General features: G+C 57.2%; 18 protein-coding genes. 7 read left to right on the top strand and 11 right to left on the bottom strand.

The genetic code is table 11. The features are described 5' to 3' along the window. Positions 1–27: 27 nt before the first annotated feature. The 6 genes from ADG881_RS16780 to ADG881_RS16755 form a co-directional block, all read right to left on the bottom strand. Complete coding sequence (locus ADG881_RS16780) at positions 28–711, bottom strand: response regulator transcription factor (protein ID WP_007149629.1); 684 nt, start codon at positions 709–711, stop codon at positions 28–30. Between the two features lie 223 nt (positions 712–934). Continuing rightward, positions 935–1,705 (bottom strand): SDR family NAD(P)-dependent oxidoreductase, encoded by a 771-nt coding sequence (locus ADG881_RS16775; protein WP_007150678.1) that lies wholly within the window; start codon positions 1,703–1,705, stop codon positions 935–937. A 238-nt stretch (positions 1,706–1,943) separates the two neighbouring features. Beyond that, positions 1,944–2,708 carry an SDR family oxidoreductase gene (locus ADG881_RS16770; RefSeq protein ID WP_039927019.1) on the bottom strand — a complete coding sequence of 255 codons (765 nt, stop codon included), beginning with the start codon at positions 2,706–2,708 and terminating at the stop codon, positions 1,944–1,946. Between the two features lie 127 nt (positions 2,709–2,835). Further along, on the bottom strand, positions 2,836–3,882 hold the full coding sequence (locus tag ADG881_RS16765; protein WP_007148448.1) for a phosphotransferase family protein: 1,047 nt from the start codon (positions 3,880–3,882) through the stop codon (positions 2,836–2,838). A gap of 82 nt (positions 3,883–3,964) precedes the next feature. After that, positions 3,965–5,173, bottom strand: a complete 1,209-nt coding sequence (locus ADG881_RS16760; RefSeq protein WP_007150816.1) for an acyl-CoA dehydrogenase family protein — start codon at positions 5,171–5,173, stop codon at positions 3,965–3,967. A gap of 84 nt (positions 5,174–5,257) precedes the next feature. Next, positions 5,258–5,935, bottom strand: coding sequence for a histidine phosphatase family protein (locus tag ADG881_RS16755; RefSeq protein WP_007150389.1), 678 nt, complete (start codon positions 5,933–5,935; stop codon positions 5,258–5,260). A gap of 171 nt (positions 5,936–6,106) precedes the next feature. On the opposite strand from ADG881_RS16755, the gene ADG881_RS16750 reads away from it, so the two are divergent. Beyond that, complete coding sequence (locus ADG881_RS16750) at positions 6,107–6,877, top strand: enoyl-CoA hydratase/isomerase family protein (protein ID WP_050760183.1); 771 nt, start codon at positions 6,107–6,109, stop codon at positions 6,875–6,877. A 149-nt stretch (positions 6,878–7,026) separates the two neighbouring features. Here the strand turns inward: ADG881_RS16750 and ADG881_RS16745 are convergent, their stop codons facing one another. Continuing rightward, complete coding sequence (locus tag ADG881_RS16745) at positions 7,027–7,650, bottom strand: TetR/AcrR family transcriptional regulator (protein ID WP_007149815.1); 624 nt, start codon at positions 7,648–7,650, stop codon at positions 7,027–7,029. Between the two features lie 313 nt (positions 7,651–7,963). Here ADG881_RS16745 and ADG881_RS16740 point away from each other — a divergent pair, with 313 nt between their 5' ends. The 6 genes from ADG881_RS16740 to ADG881_RS16715 all read left to right on the top strand — a co-directional run bounded on the left by ADG881_RS16740 (position 7,964) and on the right by ADG881_RS16715 (position 15,844). Continuing rightward, positions 7,964–8,431 (top strand): MaoC family dehydratase, encoded by a 468-nt coding sequence (locus ADG881_RS16740; RefSeq protein WP_007150247.1) that lies wholly within the window; start codon positions 7,964–7,966, stop codon positions 8,429–8,431. A 115-nt stretch (positions 8,432–8,546) separates the two neighbouring features. Continuing rightward, positions 8,547–9,467, top strand: a complete 921-nt coding sequence (locus ADG881_RS16735; RefSeq protein ID WP_007151220.1) for an SDR family oxidoreductase — start codon at positions 8,547–8,549, stop codon at positions 9,465–9,467. Between the two features lie 166 nt (positions 9,468–9,633). Next, positions 9,634–10,839: an acetyl-CoA C-acyltransferase gene (locus ADG881_RS16730; protein WP_007150936.1), complete on the top strand. Its 1,206-nt coding sequence runs from the start codon at positions 9,634–9,636 to the stop codon at positions 10,837–10,839. Between the two features lie 866 nt (positions 10,840–11,705). Next, entirely contained in the window at positions 11,706–13,475 is a 1,770-nt protein-coding gene (locus ADG881_RS16725) for a DUF1302 domain-containing protein (RefSeq protein WP_050760182.1), read from the top strand. A 53-nt stretch (positions 13,476–13,528) separates the two neighbouring features. Next, a complete protein-coding gene (locus ADG881_RS16720) occupies positions 13,529–14,149 on the top strand; it encodes a hypothetical protein (RefSeq protein ID WP_156790443.1) in 621 nt (206 codons plus the stop codon). A gap of 630 nt (positions 14,150–14,779) precedes the next feature. Next, positions 14,780–15,844, top strand: coding sequence for a 3-deoxy-7-phosphoheptulonate synthase (locus ADG881_RS16715; RefSeq protein WP_007151609.1), 1,065 nt, complete (start codon positions 14,780–14,782; stop codon positions 15,842–15,844). Positions 15,845–16,094: 250 nt separating this feature from the next. On the opposite strand, the gene ADG881_RS16710 is transcribed toward ADG881_RS16715, so the two are convergent. The 4 genes from ADG881_RS16710 to ligA all read right to left on the bottom strand — a co-directional run bounded on the left by ADG881_RS16710 (position 16,095) and on the right by ligA (position 20,953). Then, a complete protein-coding gene (locus ADG881_RS16710; protein WP_230457759.1) occupies positions 16,095–17,000 on the bottom strand; it encodes a PhzF family phenazine biosynthesis protein in 906 nt (301 codons plus the stop codon). Between the two features lie 317 nt (positions 17,001–17,317). Beyond that, positions 17,318–17,746, bottom strand: a complete 429-nt coding sequence (locus tag ADG881_RS16705) for a hypothetical protein (protein WP_007148883.1) — start codon at positions 17,744–17,746, stop codon at positions 17,318–17,320. Between the two features lie 295 nt (positions 17,747–18,041). After that, positions 18,042–18,626 (bottom strand): transglycosylase SLT domain-containing protein, encoded by a 585-nt coding sequence (locus ADG881_RS16700; RefSeq protein ID WP_007148585.1) that lies wholly within the window; start codon positions 18,624–18,626, stop codon positions 18,042–18,044. Beyond that, a complete protein-coding gene (ligA, locus tag ADG881_RS16695) occupies positions 18,623–20,953 on the bottom strand; it encodes an NAD-dependent DNA ligase LigA (RefSeq protein ID WP_007149167.1) in 2,331 nt (776 codons plus the stop codon). The genes ADG881_RS16700 and ligA overlap by 4 nt, the downstream gene beginning before the upstream one ends. Between the last annotated feature and the right edge of the window lie 61 nt (positions 20,954–21,014).

The raw sequence follows: 21,014 nt of genomic DNA, 5'->3' as shown, positions 1-21,014 counted from the left end.
CATAACAAACCGAGCCACAGAGCATGCCTACTGTTCCGCCATACGACCTGGATGTTTCAAATAGGCCCCAAAATCGATATCACTTGCTGACAAAATCGCCTGTACACGATTAGTGGCTCCCAGCTTTCGCAGAATTGCTGATACATGCGCTTTCACGGTACTTTCGGCAATGCTTAGCTCGTAGGCAATCATTTTGTTGGATTCGCCCCTGGTCATTCTTTCAAACACCTGGAGCTGTTTACGCGTAAGGCTTTCCAACAGCTCAGGCAATAGCCCTGGCTCCTGATGCCGTGTCTGCACAGAAGTCCCTCCTGATCGAATAATATCTGAGGGAAGGTATATTGAACCGGAAAGAATCTGTTCTAACGCACTAATCATCTGCTTACGAGGAGTAGATTTCGTAATGAACCCCACTGCCCCATAAGTCACTGTTTGCAATATAACTTTTTTATCTTCTTCGGCGGAAACGATCACCGCGGGTACACCGGGGAACTGGTTTCGCAATTGCACCAGCCCACCCAGCCCCTGCATACCAGGCATATTAAGGTCCAATAGGACCAAGTCGATATCGTCATTTTGATCGATGATTTGTAAGGCACTATCCAGCCCCGAGGCTTCCAGCAAATTGCTACCGGGAAAACCATCATCAATCACACGAGCAATAGCCTCACGGAAAAGAGGGTGATCATCTGCAATCAGGATCTGGTACATGAACGGCGCCCTCCTGTCACCCTGAAGTACTGGGTTATTGTACTTATCGTCAGAGACTCCATGTTTAGCTGGCTCAAACAATGACCAAACCAGTCTAAACAGCCTGTATCTTCCATTACTCTATGGTCTTAAGACTGAAGGCGCTATTGTTCTAAAGTAGTATTTTCCTGAATAGGAAATAACGCCCCGCTGGACAGCAGGGCAAAGAAATGCATAAAACCGATCAGAATGCAGAGACACCGCCGTCCACCGCCAGAGTCTGCCCATTCATATAGCTGTTGGCCGGGGACAACAGCATCAGCATGACCGTAACGATTTCTTCCGGTTGCCCCAGGCGCTTCATCGGGCACCCTGCGGCCAGCATGGCATGCACGCTGTCCTTGTTCTCCGAGAGGTTGCCTTCATCCACCATCGGCGTGTGCGTGTAGTACGGGCATACCGCATTAACGCGAATATTACGCTTGGCATATTCGATCGCCGCCGTGCGGGTCAGGCCGATAACCGCGTGCTTGGCCGCCGAGTAGGCACCGATCTTGGGCGCGCCGCCCAACCCGGCCATGGAACTCACGTTGACGATACTGCCACCGCTGGCCTTCATGGCGGCAATCTGGTGCTTCATGCCGAACATCACGCCTTTCACGTTCACATTAACTTGCTGATCCAGCACTTCTTCGGTCAGCTCCGCGAACGGAATAAAGCCGTGGGCGATACCCGCATTGTTCACCGCCAGGTCCAGGTGGCCGAACTGGGACAACGCCGTGTCCACCATGGCCTTGCAGTCAGCCTCACTGGAGACATCACAACGCAACGCAGCGACCTTAACGCCCTGCCCCGCCAGCGCATCGGCCAGCGGATTCAGCGCATCCATATTGATATCGCCCAGCACCAAGGCGGCACCGCGCTTGCCCAGTTCTTCTGCCAGCAACTTGCCAAACCCGCTGGCGGCACCGGTAATCAGTGCCGTCTTGCCGGTAAAATCGAGAATCGGATCCATTGTGTTCTCCTTCGTCGAACCGCGGCGAGGCAAACTCACTCTCCGCTTTCAACATCCATCACTTGCTACAAAGCCGCTGTAGGAGCGCCGTTAAGGGCGCGAACGAAGGTGGCAAAACGCTAAGCAGCAGTACGCTAAAAATCCATCCCGCCCTGCCATACCGAGAACGCCCTTCGCGCTGCGCGCGGTTCGTCCCCTGGAAGGGAACTCCTACAGCGGTTTGATAGCAACGTTAGTGTTAAATGGTAAAGCCACCATCAACCACAACACACTCACCGGTCACGAAGCTGGATGCATCGGAAACCAGGTAAAGGACTGTGCCGGCCATTTCCTTTGGCTCCGCATGGCGGCGCATGGGAATCTGGCTGAGGGCTTGTTTGTAGATGTCTTCGTTGGTGAACAGGGCACCGGCAAACTTGGTTTTGGTCAGGCCCGGCAGCAAGGCATTCACACGCACGTTGAACTGTGCGCATTCCTTGGCGAAAGACTTGGTCATGCTGATAACAGCCGCCTTGGAAATGGAATAGACCCCCTGACCTTCACCGGGAGTCAAACCGTTCACTGAAGCGGTATTCACGATGGCACCACCGCCGTGTTCACGCATCAACCTGGCCCCTTCCACCGACATGTAGAAATAGCCGCGCAGATTCACGTCGACAGTCTTGTCGAAGGCATCTACCGGGGTATCCAGGATATGGCCAAAGAACGGATTGGCGGCAGCGTTATTCACAAGGATGTCCAGCTTGCCGTGCACGTCACGGATATGGGAAAACACTGCTTCAATCTGTGCCAGTTCACCCACATGGCAAGCAAAGGCTTCCGCGCTGCCACCGTCAGCCTTGATGGCATCAGCAACCGCCTGACAGCCATCAATCTTGCGGCTGGACACAATCACATGAGCGCCCTGCTCTGCCAGCAGACGGGCAATTTCTTCGCCAATACCCCGGCTTGCACCGGTGACCAGGGCAATCTTGCCCTCAAGGTTAAAAAGCTTGGTACTCATTGGTTTTTCTCCCGAAAAAAGCTTCACGCTACACGCTGCACGCAACAACGCGAACCAGCCTGTAGCCATTCGAAAAAGAAATCACCGCGCCGCACGTGTTGCGTGCAGCGTGCGGCGTGAAGCGGCTTTACGCCCCTTCGTTGATGATCTGCATGGCCATGGTGGCCAGCGGCTCGACCAGGGCACCCACTTCGGCAGCCTGCTTGTTGGAGGCATTGCCGTCTTCAGCCCGTTTCGCTACCCCCTGGCAGATGGCAGCAAGACGGAAGAAGCTGAACGCCAGATAGAATTCCCAATTATCGATCTGGGAAATACCCCGGCGCTCGCAATACATGGCCACGTATTCTTTCTCGGTGGGGATACCCAGCGCGGTGCGATCCTTGCCCTGCAGGCCGGCCATCTTGGCGCCACGCTGTGGCATTCGCATGCCCATGCACTGATACGCCAGGTCCGCCAGCGGGTGGCCCAGGGTGGACAACTCCCAGTCCAGCACCGCAATGACTTGCGGTTTTTCCGGATGCCACATCATGTTGTCCAGGCGGTAATCACCGTGCACCAGCGATACCTGGCCATCGTCTTCCGGCTGATTGGCCTGCAGCCATTCAATCAGCGAATCCATGGCTGGAATTTCCTGCAACTTGGAGGCTTCGTACTGCTGGGTCCAGCGGCCGAGCTGGCGCTCAAAATAATTGCCCGGCTTACCGTAATCCGTCAGGCCAACGGCCTCCAGATCCACACTGTGCATGGCCGCCAGCACCCGGTTCATCTCCGAGTACATTTCACCACGCACCGCATTCGCCGCTTCGCCCTCACCCATTTCAGGCAGCCCGGCACTCCACAGGATGCGCCCTTCGCAGAACTCCATCACATAAAACATGGAGCCGATAACATCACGGTCTTCGCACAGGTGCAGCACATTGGGCACCGGTACATCGGTGTCCTTCAATGCGGCCATAACACGAAATTCGCGATCCACCGCATGGGCGGACTTGAGCAGTTTGCCCGGCGGCTGACGACGCAGCACATAGGCGCCGGAGGCGGCAGTGATCTTGAAGGTGGGGTTGGACTGACCACCCTCGAACTTGTCCGCTTCGATGGGGCCTTTGAAGCCGTCGATATGCTGCTCTAGGTATTCAGCCAGTTTCTGTGTATCCAGTGTATCCACCTGGGACATGGAGCTCTCCTGTTCTTCTCTGTTCTGCTGCGCTAATAGCAAAGCCCGGAGCGCTGTTAACGCTCCGGGCCAGCACCTGAAATCAGGCGAATTGTTTGGCCATGTTCCGGCCCAGCTGCATCATGTGCACCTGATCCGGGCCATCGGCCAGACGCAGGGTGCGCGCATAGCTGAAGAAGTGAACCAGCGGCGTATCCTGGCTCAGGCCCACGGCACCGTGGATCTGAATCGCCCGATCGATGACATTTAACGCCATATTGGGCGCAATCACCTTGATCATAGCAATCAAATCCTTGGCGTCTTTGTTACCCGCGCGATCCATGGCGTCTGCCGCTTTCAGCGTCAGCAGCCGGGCCTGCTCGATTTCACAGTAGGATTTGGCGATATCTTCGCGCACGGAACCCTGCTTGCTCATGGGCGCACCGAACACTTCACGCTGGTTGACCCGCTTGCACATCAGCTCGAACGCTTCCTGGGCAGCACCAATCAGGCGCATGCAGTGGTGAATCCGGCCCGGGCCAAGACGACCTTGAGCGATTTCGAAACCCCGGCCTTCACCCAGAATCATGTTGGCCTTGGGAACACGCACGTTGTCGAAAATCACTTCCGCATGGCCTTCCGGAGCATCGTTGTAACCAAACACCTGCATCGGGCGGACGATGTTCACCCCCGGCGTATTGGTGGGCACCAGAATCTGGGATTGTTGCTGGTGGCGGTTGGGGTTGTCCGGGCTGCTCTTGCCCATGACGATCATGATTTCACAGGTCTTGCGCATGGCCCCGCTGATGTAGAACTTGCGGCCATTGATGACGTAGTCATCACCGTCTTCGGTGATACGCGTCTCAATGTTGGTGGCATCGGAAGACGCCACTTCCGGCTCGGTCATGGCAAAGGCACTGCGAATACGGCCTTCCAGCAGCGGCTGCAGCCACTCTTTCTTCTGGGCTTCGTTGCCGTATTTGGCCAGCACTTCCATATTCCCGGTATCCGGTGCGGCACAGTTGAACGCCTCGGAAGCGATGCGGCAGCGACCCATTTCCTCGGCCAGGGGCGCATATTCCAGGTTGCTCAAGCCGGCACTGTATTCCCCGTATTCCTTGGGCAAGAACAGGTTCCACAGACCTTTGGCTTTGGCTTTTTCCTTCAGCTCATCCATGATCGGCGGGGTTTCCCACGGGCTCTTTTCCAGCTGCTCGTGGTACAACCCTTCCACCGGGCGAATTTCGGTGTTGATGAAATCGCGCACCTGGGCGATCAATGTCTGCATTTTTTCTGTGTACTGAAAATCCATGAAGCTCTCCCATTGAAAAATGCGGCACGCAGCACGCCTCACGCTACAGGCAAAGGCGCCATCAAGGGTGCTGAATGTCTTTCTTTAATAATAAGTAATCGCCTCGAAGCGGTCCGGGCGATCCAGGTGCGGCACGTTATTGAAACTGGCCATGCGCACCACCTTTTGATTGAAAAAGCCGTGGCTCACACTGCTGTTGCGAATCTGCAGATTCAGCTCTACCACCGCATCATCCGACGCCCCCAGAACATGCTTGATAAACATGGCCATGGCACCGCCAGAGCTGACAATCAGCACCCGGTCCTTGCCGCTGTACTGTTGCTGGATGTGATCGCGGGCACCGGCAACCCGGTCGGAAAAGCCCTGCCAGGTTTCCGGTAGATCGCCAGTGAGTGTATCCATGCGCCAGTGTTTCATGGCGGTTTTCAACGCCTTGTAGAACGCCGCCACCGGAGCCCCTTCACCGGGTACCTGATCCGGATGCTGCGTCAGATAGGCATCCACCAGCGACTGGAAATCGAATTCGTTAAGCCCCGGCTGAATGTCTTCGGGCAAGGCCACGCCCAGGCCTTCGCAAATGCCGGCCCCGGTTTCCCGGTGACGCACCAGGTCACCGCACACCAGGGCATCAAAGCCCATATCGCGTTCGGCAAAATACTCGCCCAGCCAGCGTGCCTGCTGGTGACCCAGTTCGGAAAGGCGATCGTAATTATCGGTACCGAACGACGCTTGCCCGTGGCGGACAAGATAGAACTGGGTCATGCGCGAATCCTCGTGATCTGAAAAGCGATTGGACCAGACTAGATCAGGGTCTTTAGTTAGTGAAATTGATATTTTGCATCCCGCTCAATAAATTCCATGCATTCCGCAATGACTATTATTCGGAACACTGTTCCGATATCGTCCATGGTTTTCCCTTTCCGGAGATACGCCATGACGGACCTGACACTCACCAGCGGATTTATTCAAACCCGTGAGCACAACGCCGTGCTGCACGTCACCCTGGATCGCGCTGACAAGCTCAACGCGCTTACCGTCGCCATGTATCAGGACCTCACCGCAGCGGTCCAACACCTGGCGGAACGGGATGACCTGAATGCACTACTTATTACCGCCAAAGGGCGCAGCTACTGCGCGGGCAACGATATCCAGGACTTCCTGCAGGCGGACCCGGCCAGCCGCGACGACGGCAAACTGAGCCCGGCGATGGTGCTTATTCATGCCCTGATGGCTCTGGATAAACCCGTCATCATGGCGGTACAGGGCAACGCTACCGGCATCGGCACCACCATGTTGCTACACGCCGACCTGGTCATTGCCGCCGATGACGCCCGCTTCCACACCGCCTTTATCAACCTGGGCCTGGTGCCCGAAGCCGGCTCCAGCCTGATTCTTCCCGCCCTGATTGGTCGCCAGAACGCCAACCGCTTGTTGCTGGCCGGCGATACGTTTAACGCAGAGGAAGCCGAACGAATGGGGCTGATTGCCTATAGAACGGGGGTGGATGAGCTGGCATCAGAAGCGCTGGCGTTGGCTGAGAGGCTGGCGGAGAAAACTCCCGCCGCCATCGCCATGACCAAACAGCTGACGCGCCTGAGTGACGCAGCCATCAAGACACAGATAGAAAAGGAAAGTGTGATGTTTGCCGAGCGCATGTTCAGTGACGACACGCGGGCGATGTTCGCCGGGTTCCTGAAGAAATAAAGTTCATGACGCCATTGAGGGAATGGCATTGGTTTGAGAGTGTTGCCTGATCCATTCACGGCGGAGGGCGCCAGGCGCCTAACGCCCGGCGCCTGAAGCAAACAGCCGAAAAACCTAACTGCTTCTAGCGTCTGGCGTCTGGCTTGATGTCACTTCATCACCCCACGCAGCGACACCTGCACCACTTCGTTGATCAACTCGGTGAGTTGCGCCGGCGTATCGCCCTCGCGGGGGTGGTACCACTGAATCACCGAGTTCATCGCTCCGAACACCGGCTTGATGGACACCCGGGGGCGAATGGCCTGCATGGTGCCATTGCCAATGCCTTCTTCCAGAACGGCCATAAACAATTCTTCACAGCGATTGCGCCGGGCCTGGAGGCGTTCCAGCTGGGCACGCTGCTCCGCTGTGGTGCTACTACGCAATAACATCTGCACCGCTTCCGAGACCGTGCGCTGATAAGGCTGAGTCAGAATGAGGGTGCGTACATAGCTTTCCGCCATGGCGGTAAAACGTTCCGGGGCGGGTAACCCGGATTCAGCAATCGGAGTCAGACCGTCAAACAGCGCATCCATGGCACGGTGGTGAATCTCGAAAAAGAGCTCTGCCTTGGAGCTAAAATAGTGATACACCATGCCCTTGGTGGCAGACAGGCGACGGGCAATATCATCAATACTGGTCGCATTGAATCCCCGCTCCATGAAACACAGCGCGGCCGCGTCGAGAATCGCTTCACGCGGTTCGTTTACCAATGCCTCATTCGGATTCGCCATACTCGTGTCTCCCGTCCTTTCATCCTTGCCTTTTGCCCCCTTCTCACCCTTCCGCCATGGTGATTTAAAGGAGCCCTGCAACCGCCTTTCTTTGTGACTGCTCGCTCTTGGGACGGTTTGCGACCGGAGTCTGACATAACTTGATAGAGCCACCATTGACCACACAGGCAAGCCATGACGGATTTCTCGCCCTCCATGGCGCTTTTCACCCTTTACGGCTGATTACGCCGCTCGCATACTGATTCTTTTTAAAACAACATTTTGAAAAGCAGGTCTCGGTAGCCATTATCCGGGCCACCAACGGGAGAGCACCATGAGCAAACAGCAAACCAGCATCGAAGAGCTGCAGGCAAACGTTGGCAAGAACGTTGGCGAATCTCAGTGGCGCACCGTCGACCAACAGCGCATCGACGGCTTTGCCGAGTTGACTGAAGATCCCCAGTGGATCCACACCGACCCGGAACGAGCCGCCAAGGAAAGCCCCTTCGGCGCCACCATCGCCCACGGCTTTTTGTCCCTGTCACTGCTGTCTGCCATGGCCATCGATGTATTGCCCACCATCAAGGGGCAGGTCATGGGCATCAACTACGGCTTCGACAAGGTTCGCTTCATGAACCCGGTCCGCGAAGGCAGCAAAATCCGAGGCTCGTTCACCCTGCTGGAAGTCAAACAGCGCTCCGACAATGAATGGCAACTTCGCCACGGTGTGCAGGTCGAGATCGAAGGGCAGGAAAAGCCCGCCTTGATTGCAGAATGGTTGAGCCTGGCAATCGTCAAATAACAGTCGCGAACGACGAGCTGCGAGTAACGAGTAGCGAAAACCAAAGCCCGGGGTCGGTCTTTCTTTCGCTTCTCGTAACTCGGTACTCGCAACTTATCTTCAGGAGTAAAGAAGCATGACAATTCGTTTTGATGATCAGGTGGCCATTGTCACCGGCGCGGGCAACGGCCTGGGCAAATCCCACGCCCTGGAACTGGCTAAACTCGGCGCCAAGGTGGTCGTCAATGATTTCGGGGGTGCCCGCGATGGTAGCGGTGGCTCCAGTGAAGCCGCCGAACAGGTGGTTGCTGAAATCAAGGCCGCCGGTGGCGACGCCATTGCCAATGGCGCGGATGTGTCCAACGTGACCCAGGTTGAAGCCATGGTCAAAGAGGTCATGGATACCTGGGGCCGTATCGATGTGCTGATCAACAACGCCGGCATTCTGCGCGACAAGAGCTTCGTCAAGATGACCCAGGACGACTGGGACAAGGTGGTGGCCGTCCACCTCACCGGCTCACAAATCTGCAGCAAGACCGTTTGGCCAATCATGCGTGAGCAAGGTTATGGCCGCATCGTGATGACCACCTCCACCTCGGGCCTGTACGGCAACTTCGGCCAGGCAAATTACGGCGCCGCCAAGACCGCTGTCGCCGGGCTGATGAACACCCTGTGCCTGGAAGGTGAAAAGTACAACATCAAGGTGAACTGCATCGCCCCTACCGCCGCCACTCGCATGACCGAAGACCTGATGCCCCCGGAAGTGCTCGCCATGCTGGAGCCAAAGGAAATCACCCCGGCCGTGCTCTTCCTGGCAAGTACGGAAGCGCCCACCCACCGCATTTTGCTGGCCGGTGCCGGTTGCTACGCCATGGTACGTCTGATGGAAAGCGAAGGCGTTTACCTGAGTGACGAAGAGCGTAATGTGGATGGCGTAGCCGCCCACTTTGAACAAATCGGCAACATGGACAACGCCAGCGAAATGATGGCCGGCGGCGACCACGTAACCAAGATTCTGACCATGGCCGCCAAAGCCAAGGGCATCAAGCTGGGTTAAAGAACCGTAGCGAGAGGCGAGTACCGAGTTTCGAAGCACAAAACCGGGCTGCTAACATGTTCTGGTTTCGCCTTTCGAAACTCGGTACTCGTCACTCGCTTCTCACATATTTCAGGCTGCTGCATCCTCCCCTCACAGCAGCCCTTATCAGGACCAGGAGAGAGCAATGACCAGAGAAGCCGTAATCGTATCCACCGCCCGTACCCCCATTGGCAAGGCCTACCGCGGTGCCTTCAACGACACCCAGGCTCAGGCACTGGGTGGTCACGCCATCAAACATGCCGTGGAGCGCGCAGGCATTGATCCTTCCTCCATTCAGGACGTGATCATGGGTGCCGCGCTGCAGCAAGGCAGCACCGGTGGCAACGTGGCCCGCCAAGCGGCCCTGCGCGCCGGCCTGCCCACCAGCGTATCCGGCATGAGCATGGACCGTCAGTGCGCCTCCGGCCTGATGGCCATCGCCACCGCCGCCAAGGAAATCATCGTCGACAACATGGACGTGGCCGTGGCCGGTGGCCTAGAGTCCATCTCCCTGGTGCAGAACGACAAGATGAACACCTTCCGCGCTGCCGATCCGTGGTTGAAAGAAAACCGCCCGGACATCTACATGTCCATGCTGGAAACCGCCGAAATTGTCGCAGACCGTTATAACGTGTCCCGTGACAGCCAGGACGAATACGCCTTCCAGTCACAAATGCGCACCGCTGCCGCCCAGGAAGCCGGCAAGTTTGATGACGAAATCGCCCCCATGACCAGCGTCATGAAAGTGATGAACAAAGAGACCAAGGAAATTTCCGACGTGGAAGTGACCCTGGACAAAGATGAAGGCAACCGCCCGCAAACCACCCTGGAAGGCCTGCAATCTCTGCAGCCCGTATTCAAGGGTGGCCAACAGGTACAGGAAGGCGGCTTTATTACCGCCGGTAACGCCTCCCAGCTGTCTGACGGCGCCAGCGCCTGCGTACTGATGGACAGCAAGGAAGCCGAGCGTCTGGGCCTGCAACCGCTGGGCGCCTATCGCGGCATGGCCGTCGCTGGCTGTGATCCCGACGAAATGGGTATTGGCCCGGTGTATGCGGTGCCCAAACTGCTCAAGCGTTTCGGCCTCACCGTTGATGACATCGGCCTCTGGGAGCTGAACGAAGCCTTTGCCAGCCAGTGTCTCTACAGCCGTGACAAGCTCGGCATCGATCCGGAAAAATACAACGTCAACGGCGGCGCCATCTCCATCGGTCATCCCTACGGCATGTCCGGTGCCCGCATGACCGGCCACGCACTTATCGAAGGCAAGCGCCGCGGTGTGAAGTATGTAGTCGTGACCATGTGTATCGGTGGTGGCATGGGTGCTGCAGGTCTGTTCGAAGTGTTCTAAACGGAATCGCGCTGATTCTGTTTCCCCTTGGGGGCACCGCCTGGTGCCCCTTTTTTTGCTGCATCACGCATTAGGGAACCTCTCGCACTGTGCAGGACGCGCAACGCCGAATGCCAGACGCGACAACCACACAAACAGGAAATAAAACCCTGCTACAGCGCCGCTGCAAGCGCTTCTCTTGAGGGACGAACCTGGCGAAGCGAGGGGATTTCCAGCAGGCTGACTTCTTTCGCAGATAACGTCGGACGCCTGCCTGATAACCGCTGCCCAACCCTTCCTGCGATGCCTGTGGATCAGCCCTGGCCACCGCAAGCTTGCAAAGTCATCACACGGTACTTCGACGATAAAATTCATCGCGTAGCCATGCCTCCTGAGACCATCGGCAATCTCATTACGACACGAACCAGCGCCCCCTCCCAACAGAGAACCACCTCACAATCATTAGAAAATGTGTCTGCCGGCAAAAAAAATTACCAAAAACGAAACATTCTTTTGCTTGTTACCTGAGGTAACGAACAAGGTTCAAAAGTAAACTTTATATATTCCAGTGTTTCCTTTTCTCGGTTTACACGCAGATATCCTGGTACGCCTGCCCCAAAAAAAGCCAGATCCACCCTCATGACACTCCCTCCCAGCCTCTTTTTGCCCCCTTTGTCGTCTTGACCACATACCAAGCGGTATGTATGAATTAAGCATGACTTGTCGGTTTTCGGAATCATGATTCAAAAAAATGATAACGCTGACAGGATCAGAAATTTAACGCCCGATGGGACAGGGCGAGTTTCAGCAGTGCGCTACAACAACGTTCACAACAACAAACGGAATGTCTGCCCGGTTCATCCCCGGTGCAGTGGGAGAGCAAAATAATGCGAAGCAAAGCAATCGCTGTCGGCTACAGCAGCGTCCTGGCCTTGGGCCTGCTGTCAGCTGCCGCCCCGGCCATGGCCGGCGGTGAATACAAGTTCAACGATGACTTCAGTGCCAAATGGAACCTGAAGGCCTCCGTGGGCGCCATCTCCCGGATGGAATCTGCCAGCAAGGAAAACCTGTTCGCCGGTGACACCCCCGGCGGCACCGCCGGTTCTGCGGTGTCCGATGACGGTAACCTGAACTATGACGGTGGCGAAGTGGTTTCCTCCGTGGTCAAAGCCGTGGGTGATTTCAACCTGCAGTACAAGAACTACGGCCTCTTCGTACAGGCCAAGACCTGGTACGACTACACCCAGAAGGAAGGCTATGTTCCCCAGGGCAACTACCCCAATGAATTCCAGGGGGGCAAGCTGAGCGACGACGGTTTCCATCGCAATTCCCAGTTCCAGGGTGCAACGTTCCAGCAGGTCTTTGCCCACGGCACCTTCCAGGTGAACGAACAACCCCTGAAAGTGGCAGCAGGTCGTAAACTGCTTCTGTGGGGCCGTAGCCTTTATTCACGCGGCTCCTTCAGCTCACTGAATGCGGTCGACCTGGCCGCATTGCACCGCCCCGGGTCGGAGTACACGGAATTTCTGACGCCCTCTGGCATGGTCACCGTGGATTACAACTTCACTGACCGCCTGAGCATGAAGTCCTTCTATCAGTATGAGTGGCGTGCGGCGAATCTGGACGGTTGCGGGACCTTCTTCTCTACCCTGGACAACACCGCACTGGGCTGTGATGCCACCTTCTCCAGCTCGGTCATCATGCCGAACCAGGATGCCTACAATGCCGGTGTTTATATTCCCCGCAGGGATGAAAATGAACCCAAGGACGGCGGCCAGTACGGCCTGAAGTTTGACTACGCGTTCCCGGAATCCAAGGCCAAGATCGGCACCTACTTCTTCAATTATCACAGCCGACTGCCTTACTACTCGGTGACCAAGGAAGACAGCCCGCTCCCCCAGGGCATCACCGCAGGCAACGATATCGCCTACTTCTATGAATACCCGGAAGACATTCAGGTATTCGGCCTCACCGCCGACAAGACCTTTGAGGGCGTGGGCAACCTGGCGCTGAACCTGAGCTACCTGCCGGACATGCCGATCCAGATCAATACCCCTGACCTGACCACCTCCCGCGTACTGGAAGCCAACGGCGTTCCTGCAGCAGCGGTACAGGGAGCGGGTTTCTCCATCCCGCAGGGCACCATCGACTACGTCTACAACTCCGGCAGCGAAGTGCACGGCTTTGAGGAGTTTGACATTCAGCGTGCCGAGCTGGCCTTCACCACCATCATCCCCAAGTTGATGGGCGCGCAGAAAACCGTCGTTTCCATGCAGGTGGGCTCGGAATTTATTCCTGATCTACCCAAGCAGGACCAGATGCGCTTCCGTCGCCACACCAACTTTGGTGTCGGCGAACTGGGAGAAGACGGTTATGTCACCGACTTCAGCTGGGGCTATCAGCTGAGCCTGACCTCCACCTACGCCAACGCCATCGGCGCGGTCTCATTGACCCCTGGCCTGACCTTCAATCATGGTGTTGAGGGTTATTCCAGTGATGACGCGATGCAGGAAGATTCCCGTACCGTCGGCGTAAGCCTGGGCATGGCCTACAAGCAACTCAGCGCCAACCTGTCCTATACAACCTATAACGACGAAGAGTACAGCGTGGTCGAAGATCGGGATTACCTGTCCCTGAGCACCACCTACAACTTCTAAACGGATAGTGAAACAGCCGGCCACGGCCGGCTTTTCTCAAGAGGATGGAAACCATGAAAAAATTGCAATTTACCCTGGTGGCCCTGTTCGCTGTACTGCTTACCGCCTGTGCCAGCGGCTATCACGACACCAAAGTCATCAGCGCCGAAACCGGCTCCCAGCCTGCACCAAAGGGCCCGTACCAATCCCTGGTGGTTGGCGTGCTGGTCGATCATGAACTGCGTGAACATCTGGAAGATGCCATTGTGGCCAAGTTTGCGGCCATGGGCGTAAAAGCCACCGCAGCCTACACCGTTTATGGCGACAAGGGCGTCGAAGGCAAAAGCCTGGACTACCTGGCCAAGCGCATGAGAGATAACGGTTTTGACAGTGCTCTGGCGATCCATCTGGAAGACCTGACCACGGAAACCACTGAGGTCAAAGGCGATCCAGGCGTGGCCATTCCGGCCAGCGCCGGCATGACCATGACCCCGCAGGTTTACAGCCCGGACTTCTATGTGAACGAAGATATCTACACCGCTCGCCTGGAACTGTGGGACGTGGACCAGAAAGCCATTGTCTGGACCGGCAAGACCGTCAGCTTCAACACCGGCGGCTTCAAGGGACTGGAAAAAGGCGCGGACCACTATGCCAAAACCATTACCGACGCCATTGAGGATGCCAACATCTTCTGATTCTGATTTCTCCGTTTTGTCTTAAATGTGGATTGTCTCCACCTTCCTCGCCCACTTCGGTGGGCGTTTTTTTTGTCGCTCTGCGACCGCAGCATGCTTCACGCTGCATGCACCACGCTAAATCGTCCTGCTGCGCGTGATTGCGGTGGACCCGAAAGCACTACCCGCATCCAGAAATAGCCACCGGCTATCGTGCGGCATGGTTCCAGCCTCTTGCACCCTCCCCGCGCTGCCGCTACTCTTTGACCTTCAATGAAGCGAATTCACGAGACATGACCATGCACGCAGCACAGCTCAACACACATACCCTGACTGGCCCAATGGCCGGTATGGCGGTGTCTGCTGCGTCTTATTACGGGTATTGGTTTAGCCGCTCGCGCGCCTGACCCGTACTCAGGCGCGCCCGTTAAGGGACGCCTGCCGAACACATGAAACCCCGGCCGGTAACCCGCCCGGGGTTTTTTATTGCCCAGACAAACAGACAAATGCAACACAGGGACAACACCATGTATCGCTATCGACCGAACCACCTGACCACCCGATTTAGTCGCTGGCTACGCCAGCGCACCGCCACACAACGATCGACGAATCACGCGCGACGATAACGCGCCGCAGTATTAAGGGAAGATCATGCAACAGGTAAACAGCCAACAGACAGAGAACACCGACAGCACAATCCACGACCGTCAGGCCTCGCCGCGACGCAGCCTGCCGCTGCCCTCCCCCACGGTACTGCGTCAGCGCCTGCCGGTGGGTGCCGCACTCGCCGCGCAAATTGAGCACCAGCGCCAGACCATTCGCAACATTCTCAATGGCGAAGACTCCCGCCTGCTGGTGATCACCGGGCCCTGCTCCCTCCACGACCCCCAATCCGCCCTGGAATACGGCCACCGCCTGGCGGAGCTGGCTACGCAGCTGGACGACAAAATCTTCATCGTCATGCGCGCCTATGTGGAAAAGCCCCGTACCACCGTGGGCTGGAAAGGCATTCTCTACGACCCGCATCTGGATGGCAGCAATGACATTGCCACCGGGTTGAATGTGTCTCGCCACCTGCTGCTGGATCTGGCCCGGCTGGGTTTGCCACTCGCCACCGAGCTACTGCACCCCATGGCCGCCGATTACCTGGGCGACCTGCTGAGTTGGGCAGCCATCGGCGCACGCACCACGGAATCGCAGATTCACCGGGAAATGGTCAGTGGCCTGCCCCTGCCGGTGGGGTTCAAGAATGGTACCGATGGCAGCATCGGCGTGGCCTGCGACGCCATGGGCGCGGCCATCCACCCACACACGCATCTGGGCATGGATGAGCACGGCCACAGCGCCCTGCTGCAAACCGCCGGCAACCCGGATACCCACCTGGTGCTCCGCGGCGGCCACGACGGCCCCAACTACGATGCCGCCAGCGTGCAACGCGCCGCCGCCGCACTGGAGGCCAAGGGCTGCAACCCGCGCCTGATCGTGGACTGCAGCCATGCCAACAGCGGCAAAGACCCGCTGCGCCAGCCTGCGGCGTTACAGGATCTGCTACAGCAGCGTACTCAGGGGCAAACGGCTATCGCCGGGGTGATGCTGGAAAGCCATCTACACGATGGCAGGCAAGGCCAGGAGAAACCGCTTCAATACGGCCTTTCTATCACCGATGGCTGCCTGGGATGGGACAAAACCCGGTCAGAATTGTGTGCGATTAAGTAAGATGAAACAGGATAAGGCAACCCACACTCCTCCCATTGCGGGAGGGGTGTGGCGTGAACGTTGCAAGCACCGCTTGCGCTGCCATACTTTAACGATTCTCAGGGCCGACGACTCCGCAAGGAACCCCACATGCTCAATAACCTGACTCTCGATCAACTGATCACGGCTTTCGTCGTTTTCCTTGGCGTCATCGCCACGGTGGCCTTCATCGTCTATCTGAAAAATCGCTCAGGTAACGAATAGTTTAGGGTCACGAATACAACAGTGATCCCGTCCCCATCTTGATTACGTTGCCACCAATGCGGCAGCGCACTTCCTTGCCCGGGCGCTTGTCGAATTCCGCATGCAAAATGCTCTTGCGCGTCTCATGGCTGCCCCGGTCCACAGACAGGGTATGCGTACCCGGCGCGGCCTCACCCTGCTCTGCCAGGTAAGCAATAAACTCTGGCATCACCGCCCCGATGGGAGGGAAAGCATCACGCGGCAATGTCGGGTTGAGCAAACGGCCATGGAATTCCGTGAAGCCGGTAATGGTCCCCGGTGCAAACAGGAACAGCTCCGAGGTATACACATCACCGAACAGGTCCGACCAACGATCCGGGTTGAGACTCGCGGCCAGTACGTGCTCAGGTTTGGTAAACGGCACAATCAGCGTGGGCTTGTCCACACTCACCACCATCGGCTTGTACTTGCTGAAAGAGATGTGTTTCTCATCAATATTCAGCGCCGCCGCCAGACGGGGAATTTCCGGGGTGTAACGGTCAATGGTCGGTGTCAGCACCCGGGCAAACTGAATCGCACCGGGGGCACTGTCCCCCTTATCAATAAAGCTCTCAATCCATTGTTCGTTTTGCTTGAGCAGAAACGAAGCGAACTCGCCCTCGTCTTTTGTCATCCCCATTTCATAGGCCACATAAGACGCAGCCAGAATGGTATGGGCACCGAATAATTGCCGGCCTTTGCTATTAAACACCGTCACTGGCGAGGCGCTGTTGCCCGGCTCGATAAACACCGTTTCGGTTTGCTGAAACTCACCGGCAATGGCCGTTTTACTGGCGTCACTACTGTTAGCCGCATCCAGTGTCACCACCGGCACCTGAGTGCCCTGAAAGGGTGCACCCGCGAATACATCAAGCAATGAATAATCGAGAGCCATCATCCTCACCTTTTTTATAATCGTCTCTCTCGACTATGCCGCAAGGCAAAAAGAATGCAATCACAGAAAGGGGAAAAAAGACAAAGGGGAAGGGGTTATCGCGTAGGTCGGATTTACCCAAGGGCACAGAGAGCCTAAAGGCGTAATCCGACATTGGATTTTACCACAATCAGCGAGGCCAGATGTCGGGTTACGGCTACGCCTAACACGACCTACAAGCGGGAGCCGATGGAGCAGTCGTTATTAGCTGTAGTTTGAATTAGGCCGAAGGCCGTAATCCGACACTCAACAGGACCGTTACAATATGAAGTGAAGAGTCAGGCAATGGCGCCTTCACGGGCCCATTCGCAACGTACTCGTAGGGGGGCGTCAGAGGGTTCGTGGTACACATCGGCACTGTCCCACACGAAGGTATGAAACCCGGACAATTCGGTTTCCAGGTGCACCACCGCATTCACCCAGTACATGTTCTTGAGCAAGGATTCGAACTTGGCGATCCAGTGTTCCCACTCGTACTCCACCGCCCGGTAAGACATGCCGAAATGAATCACCTGGGTCTGGAAGGTGCCGCCCATCAAGTCATCGCCGGGCACGGAAAACATCTCCCGGCACAGGAACGGCCACTCATCCGCCTGCGGCAATTGCCGAATGGCTTTACGGTTCTGAAAACAGCTCGTCTTGCGCTCCTGCAAATTGCCAAATGGCAAATGCTTGATGCAACCGTAAACGATGGATTCGTTATCCAAAAAAACACCCCAGAAATCAGCGGCAAGCTACAAGCTTACAGCGACAAGTAAAAATCGAGAACCATTCAAATCAAACCAAGTCACAAGGACGGAACTTTTCTACTTTTCCTAATCCAATCGAGCGTAGCTCGTAGCTCGTAGCTCGTAGCTCGTAGCTCGTAGCTCGTAGCTCGTAGCTCGTAGCTCGTAGCTCGTAGCTCGTAGCTCGTAGCTCGTAGCTCGTAGCTCGTAGCTCGTAGCTCGTAGCTCGTAGCTCGTAGCTCGTAGCTCGTAGCTCGTAGCTCGTAGCTCGTAGCTACCCCCTCCCGCATCCCTGCATTTGCTGCTGGTACCGGTTGGCCATGGAGGCCGTGCGTTGGGCCGCGCCTTTCATCCATTTGTTGTTTTTCCAGGTGCCACGGGCATAGCCGCCGTGGCCGGCGTAGTAATTGAGGTAAAGGTTATAGGTGTCGTTCCGGGCCACGCCGTTTTTCTTGTAGCTCTGGTAGTGATACCAGCCAACAAACTGCACCGCATCCTTGAAGTCATCCCGGTCCGCGCCACGGCGACCGGTGGCGTCCTTGTACCAATCCCAGGTGCCATCCAGCGCCTGGGGATACCCATAGGCCGACGACGGGCGTTTCCAGGGAATAAAGCCCAGCAGCTTGGTGCGCGGCGGTTTCGCCTTGGCGTTGAACCCGGATTCCTTATAGATGGTCGCCATCAGCACGGGCACCGGTACCCCGTACTCTTTTTCCGCGCTCTTGGCGTATTTGTACCAGTTGTTGAACCAGCCACCCCGCTGATCGAACACCGCGCAAACATTATCCGTGTTGGTCGGTGTGCCAGCACAGCCACTCAGGGTCAGTACTGCCAAAAGCAGGGTTAGCCAGATTTTCATAACGCTCCCGGATCAATGCCGTGCTGGGTCAACATGGACAGTAGCGCAGCTTCGTCGCATACCTCAACGCCCAACGATTCCGCTTTCGCCAGTTTGGAGCCTGCCGATGCGCCCGCCACCACCGTACTGGTGTTTTTGGACACCGACCCCGCCACTTTTGCTCCCAACTGCTGCAAGGCCTGTTTGGCCTGGTCACGGGTAAGCTGCTCCAGGGTGCCGGTAAGCACCCAGGTTTGCCCTTCGAGAGGCCGACTTTCGGCCTGGACCGGGGCGCGAGCAGCCAGGGCGGCAACCTGATCCTCTGCATCCTGCAAGCGGGCTTGCCAACCGTTCTCCGCCAGCGCCCTGGCCAGCTGTGTCATGACCCCGGAACGCACGCCCTTGGGCTCGGCGCCCGCGCCTTCAGCCGCCGCAGCGCTCAATTCAGCCACGGTGCGGAAGTGCCCGCCGAGGGTTTCCAGCGACTTGTCACCAATGCCCTCAAGATTCATGCCCAATCGCTTGGCGGATTTGAGCAACTGCGCCAGCGTCAGGCTGTTCACAAAGGCTGCCGAGGGCACGCCGCTGGCCTGCGGGTTCACCCCTTCCGCCAACAAGCCGTCGATCACCACCTCGTTATCCGCTTCCGCAAAGAAGGCGCCAATGGCCTTGGCCACTTCCATCCCCACATCCGGCACCGCCAGCAATAGCAGCAAGGGGGCGCGGCGAATGCCCTCCAGATCACCAAAACAGTCCGCCAGATTCTTGGCGGTCTCTTCACCGATCTGCAAAATGCCCAGTGCAAACAGGAAACGGCCCAGCCCCACGGTTTTGGACGTCTCCAGTGCGGCAATCAGGTTATCCGCGGACTTCTCGCCCATGCGCTCCAGGCCAGCCACCTGCTCGGCTTTCAAGCGGTACAGGTCGGCAACGGTGGCAATCAGCTCCTGATCCACCAGCGCATCCACCAGCTTGTCACCCAACCCATCGATATCCATAGCCCGGCGGGACGCAAAATGCTTGATGGCTTCACGCTGTTGGGCCCCACAGATCAGCCCGCCGGTACAGCGAGCCACCACCTGATCGTCGCCGCGGAGAATGTCGCTACCACACACCGGGCAGGACGGCGGCAAGGCAATATCCCGGGCGTCCGCCGGGCGGCGCTCGGGCAGCGCCCGCACCACCTTGGGAATCACATCCCCGGCCCGGTACACCACCACGGTGTCACCAATACGGATATCCAGCCGCTGAATTTCATCAATATTGTGCAGGGTGGCGTTGCTGACAATGACCCCACCCACGTGCACCGGCTCCAATCGCGCTACCGGTGTCAGTGCACCCGTGCGGCCCACCTGCCAGTCCACGCCGTTAAGCACGGTGAGCTCTTCCTGGGCAGGAAACTTGTGGGCAATGGCCCAGCGCGGCGCCCGGCTGACAAACCCCAGATCCTGTTGCCAGTCGAAACGGTCTACCTTGTACACCACGCCATCGATGTCGTAATCGAGATGATCGCGTTTTTCCAGAATCCCCTGGTAGAACGCCAACAGTGCGTCAACGCCTGCACACACACGCACTTCCGGGTTCACCCGCAGCCCCCAGCTGCGCAGGGCCTCCAGCATGTCGGCATGCGTGGCCGGCTCGGGCACACCTTCCAGCTGAGCCATGGAGTAGGCATAAAATTCCAGTGGCCGGCTGGCGGTGATGCGCGAATCCAGCTGACGCAGGCTGCCGGCAGCCGCGTTGCGAGGATTGGCAAACACCTTCTGCTCTGCAGCTTCCTGGCGGGCATTCAGCGCGGCGAAGCCGGCGTGGGGCATCACCACTTCACCCCGCACTTCCAGCCGCGATGGCACTTGGCTACCCCGTAGCGTCAGAGGAACAGAACGAATGGTCCGGGCATTAACGGTGATGTTTTCTCCGGTCTGTCCATCCCCCCGGGTGGCCGCTCGTACCAGTTGCCCGTCCAGGTACAACAGGGAAATCGCCAAGCCGTCCAGTTTGGGCTCGGCCACGTAGTCCACGGTTTCGTCCACCCCCAGGCGTTCGCGAATCCGTTTATCAAAGGCGCGCAAGTCATCGTCATCGAAGGCGTTATCCAGACTCAGCATGGGCACTTCGTGCTGCACCTGCTCAAACGCATCCAACGGCACATCCCCAACCCGCTGGGTAGGCGAATCCGCGGTAATCAAATCCGGGTACTGGGCTTCCAGGTCTTTGAGCTCACGAAACGCCCGGTCGTACTCGGCATCCGGCACCGCCGGATCGTCCTGCACATAGTAGCGATAAGACCAGTCGTTGAGCTGGTCACGGAGGTGTTGGGCTTTCTGGATGATGTCTGGATTAGGCACGGTAGCAGCAGCTAATAATGAATAGTGAATAATGGATAGCGAACGACTCGCTCTGTAGGAG

Origin of the sequence: Alcanivorax sp. DG881, from assembly GCF_000155615.1 — a bacterium.
GTDB lineage: Bacteria > Pseudomonadota > Gammaproteobacteria > Pseudomonadales > Alcanivoracaceae > Alcanivorax.
The sequence above is the reverse complement of the archived record's forward strand: the minus strand, read 5'-3'. Positions and strand labels throughout refer to the sequence as shown.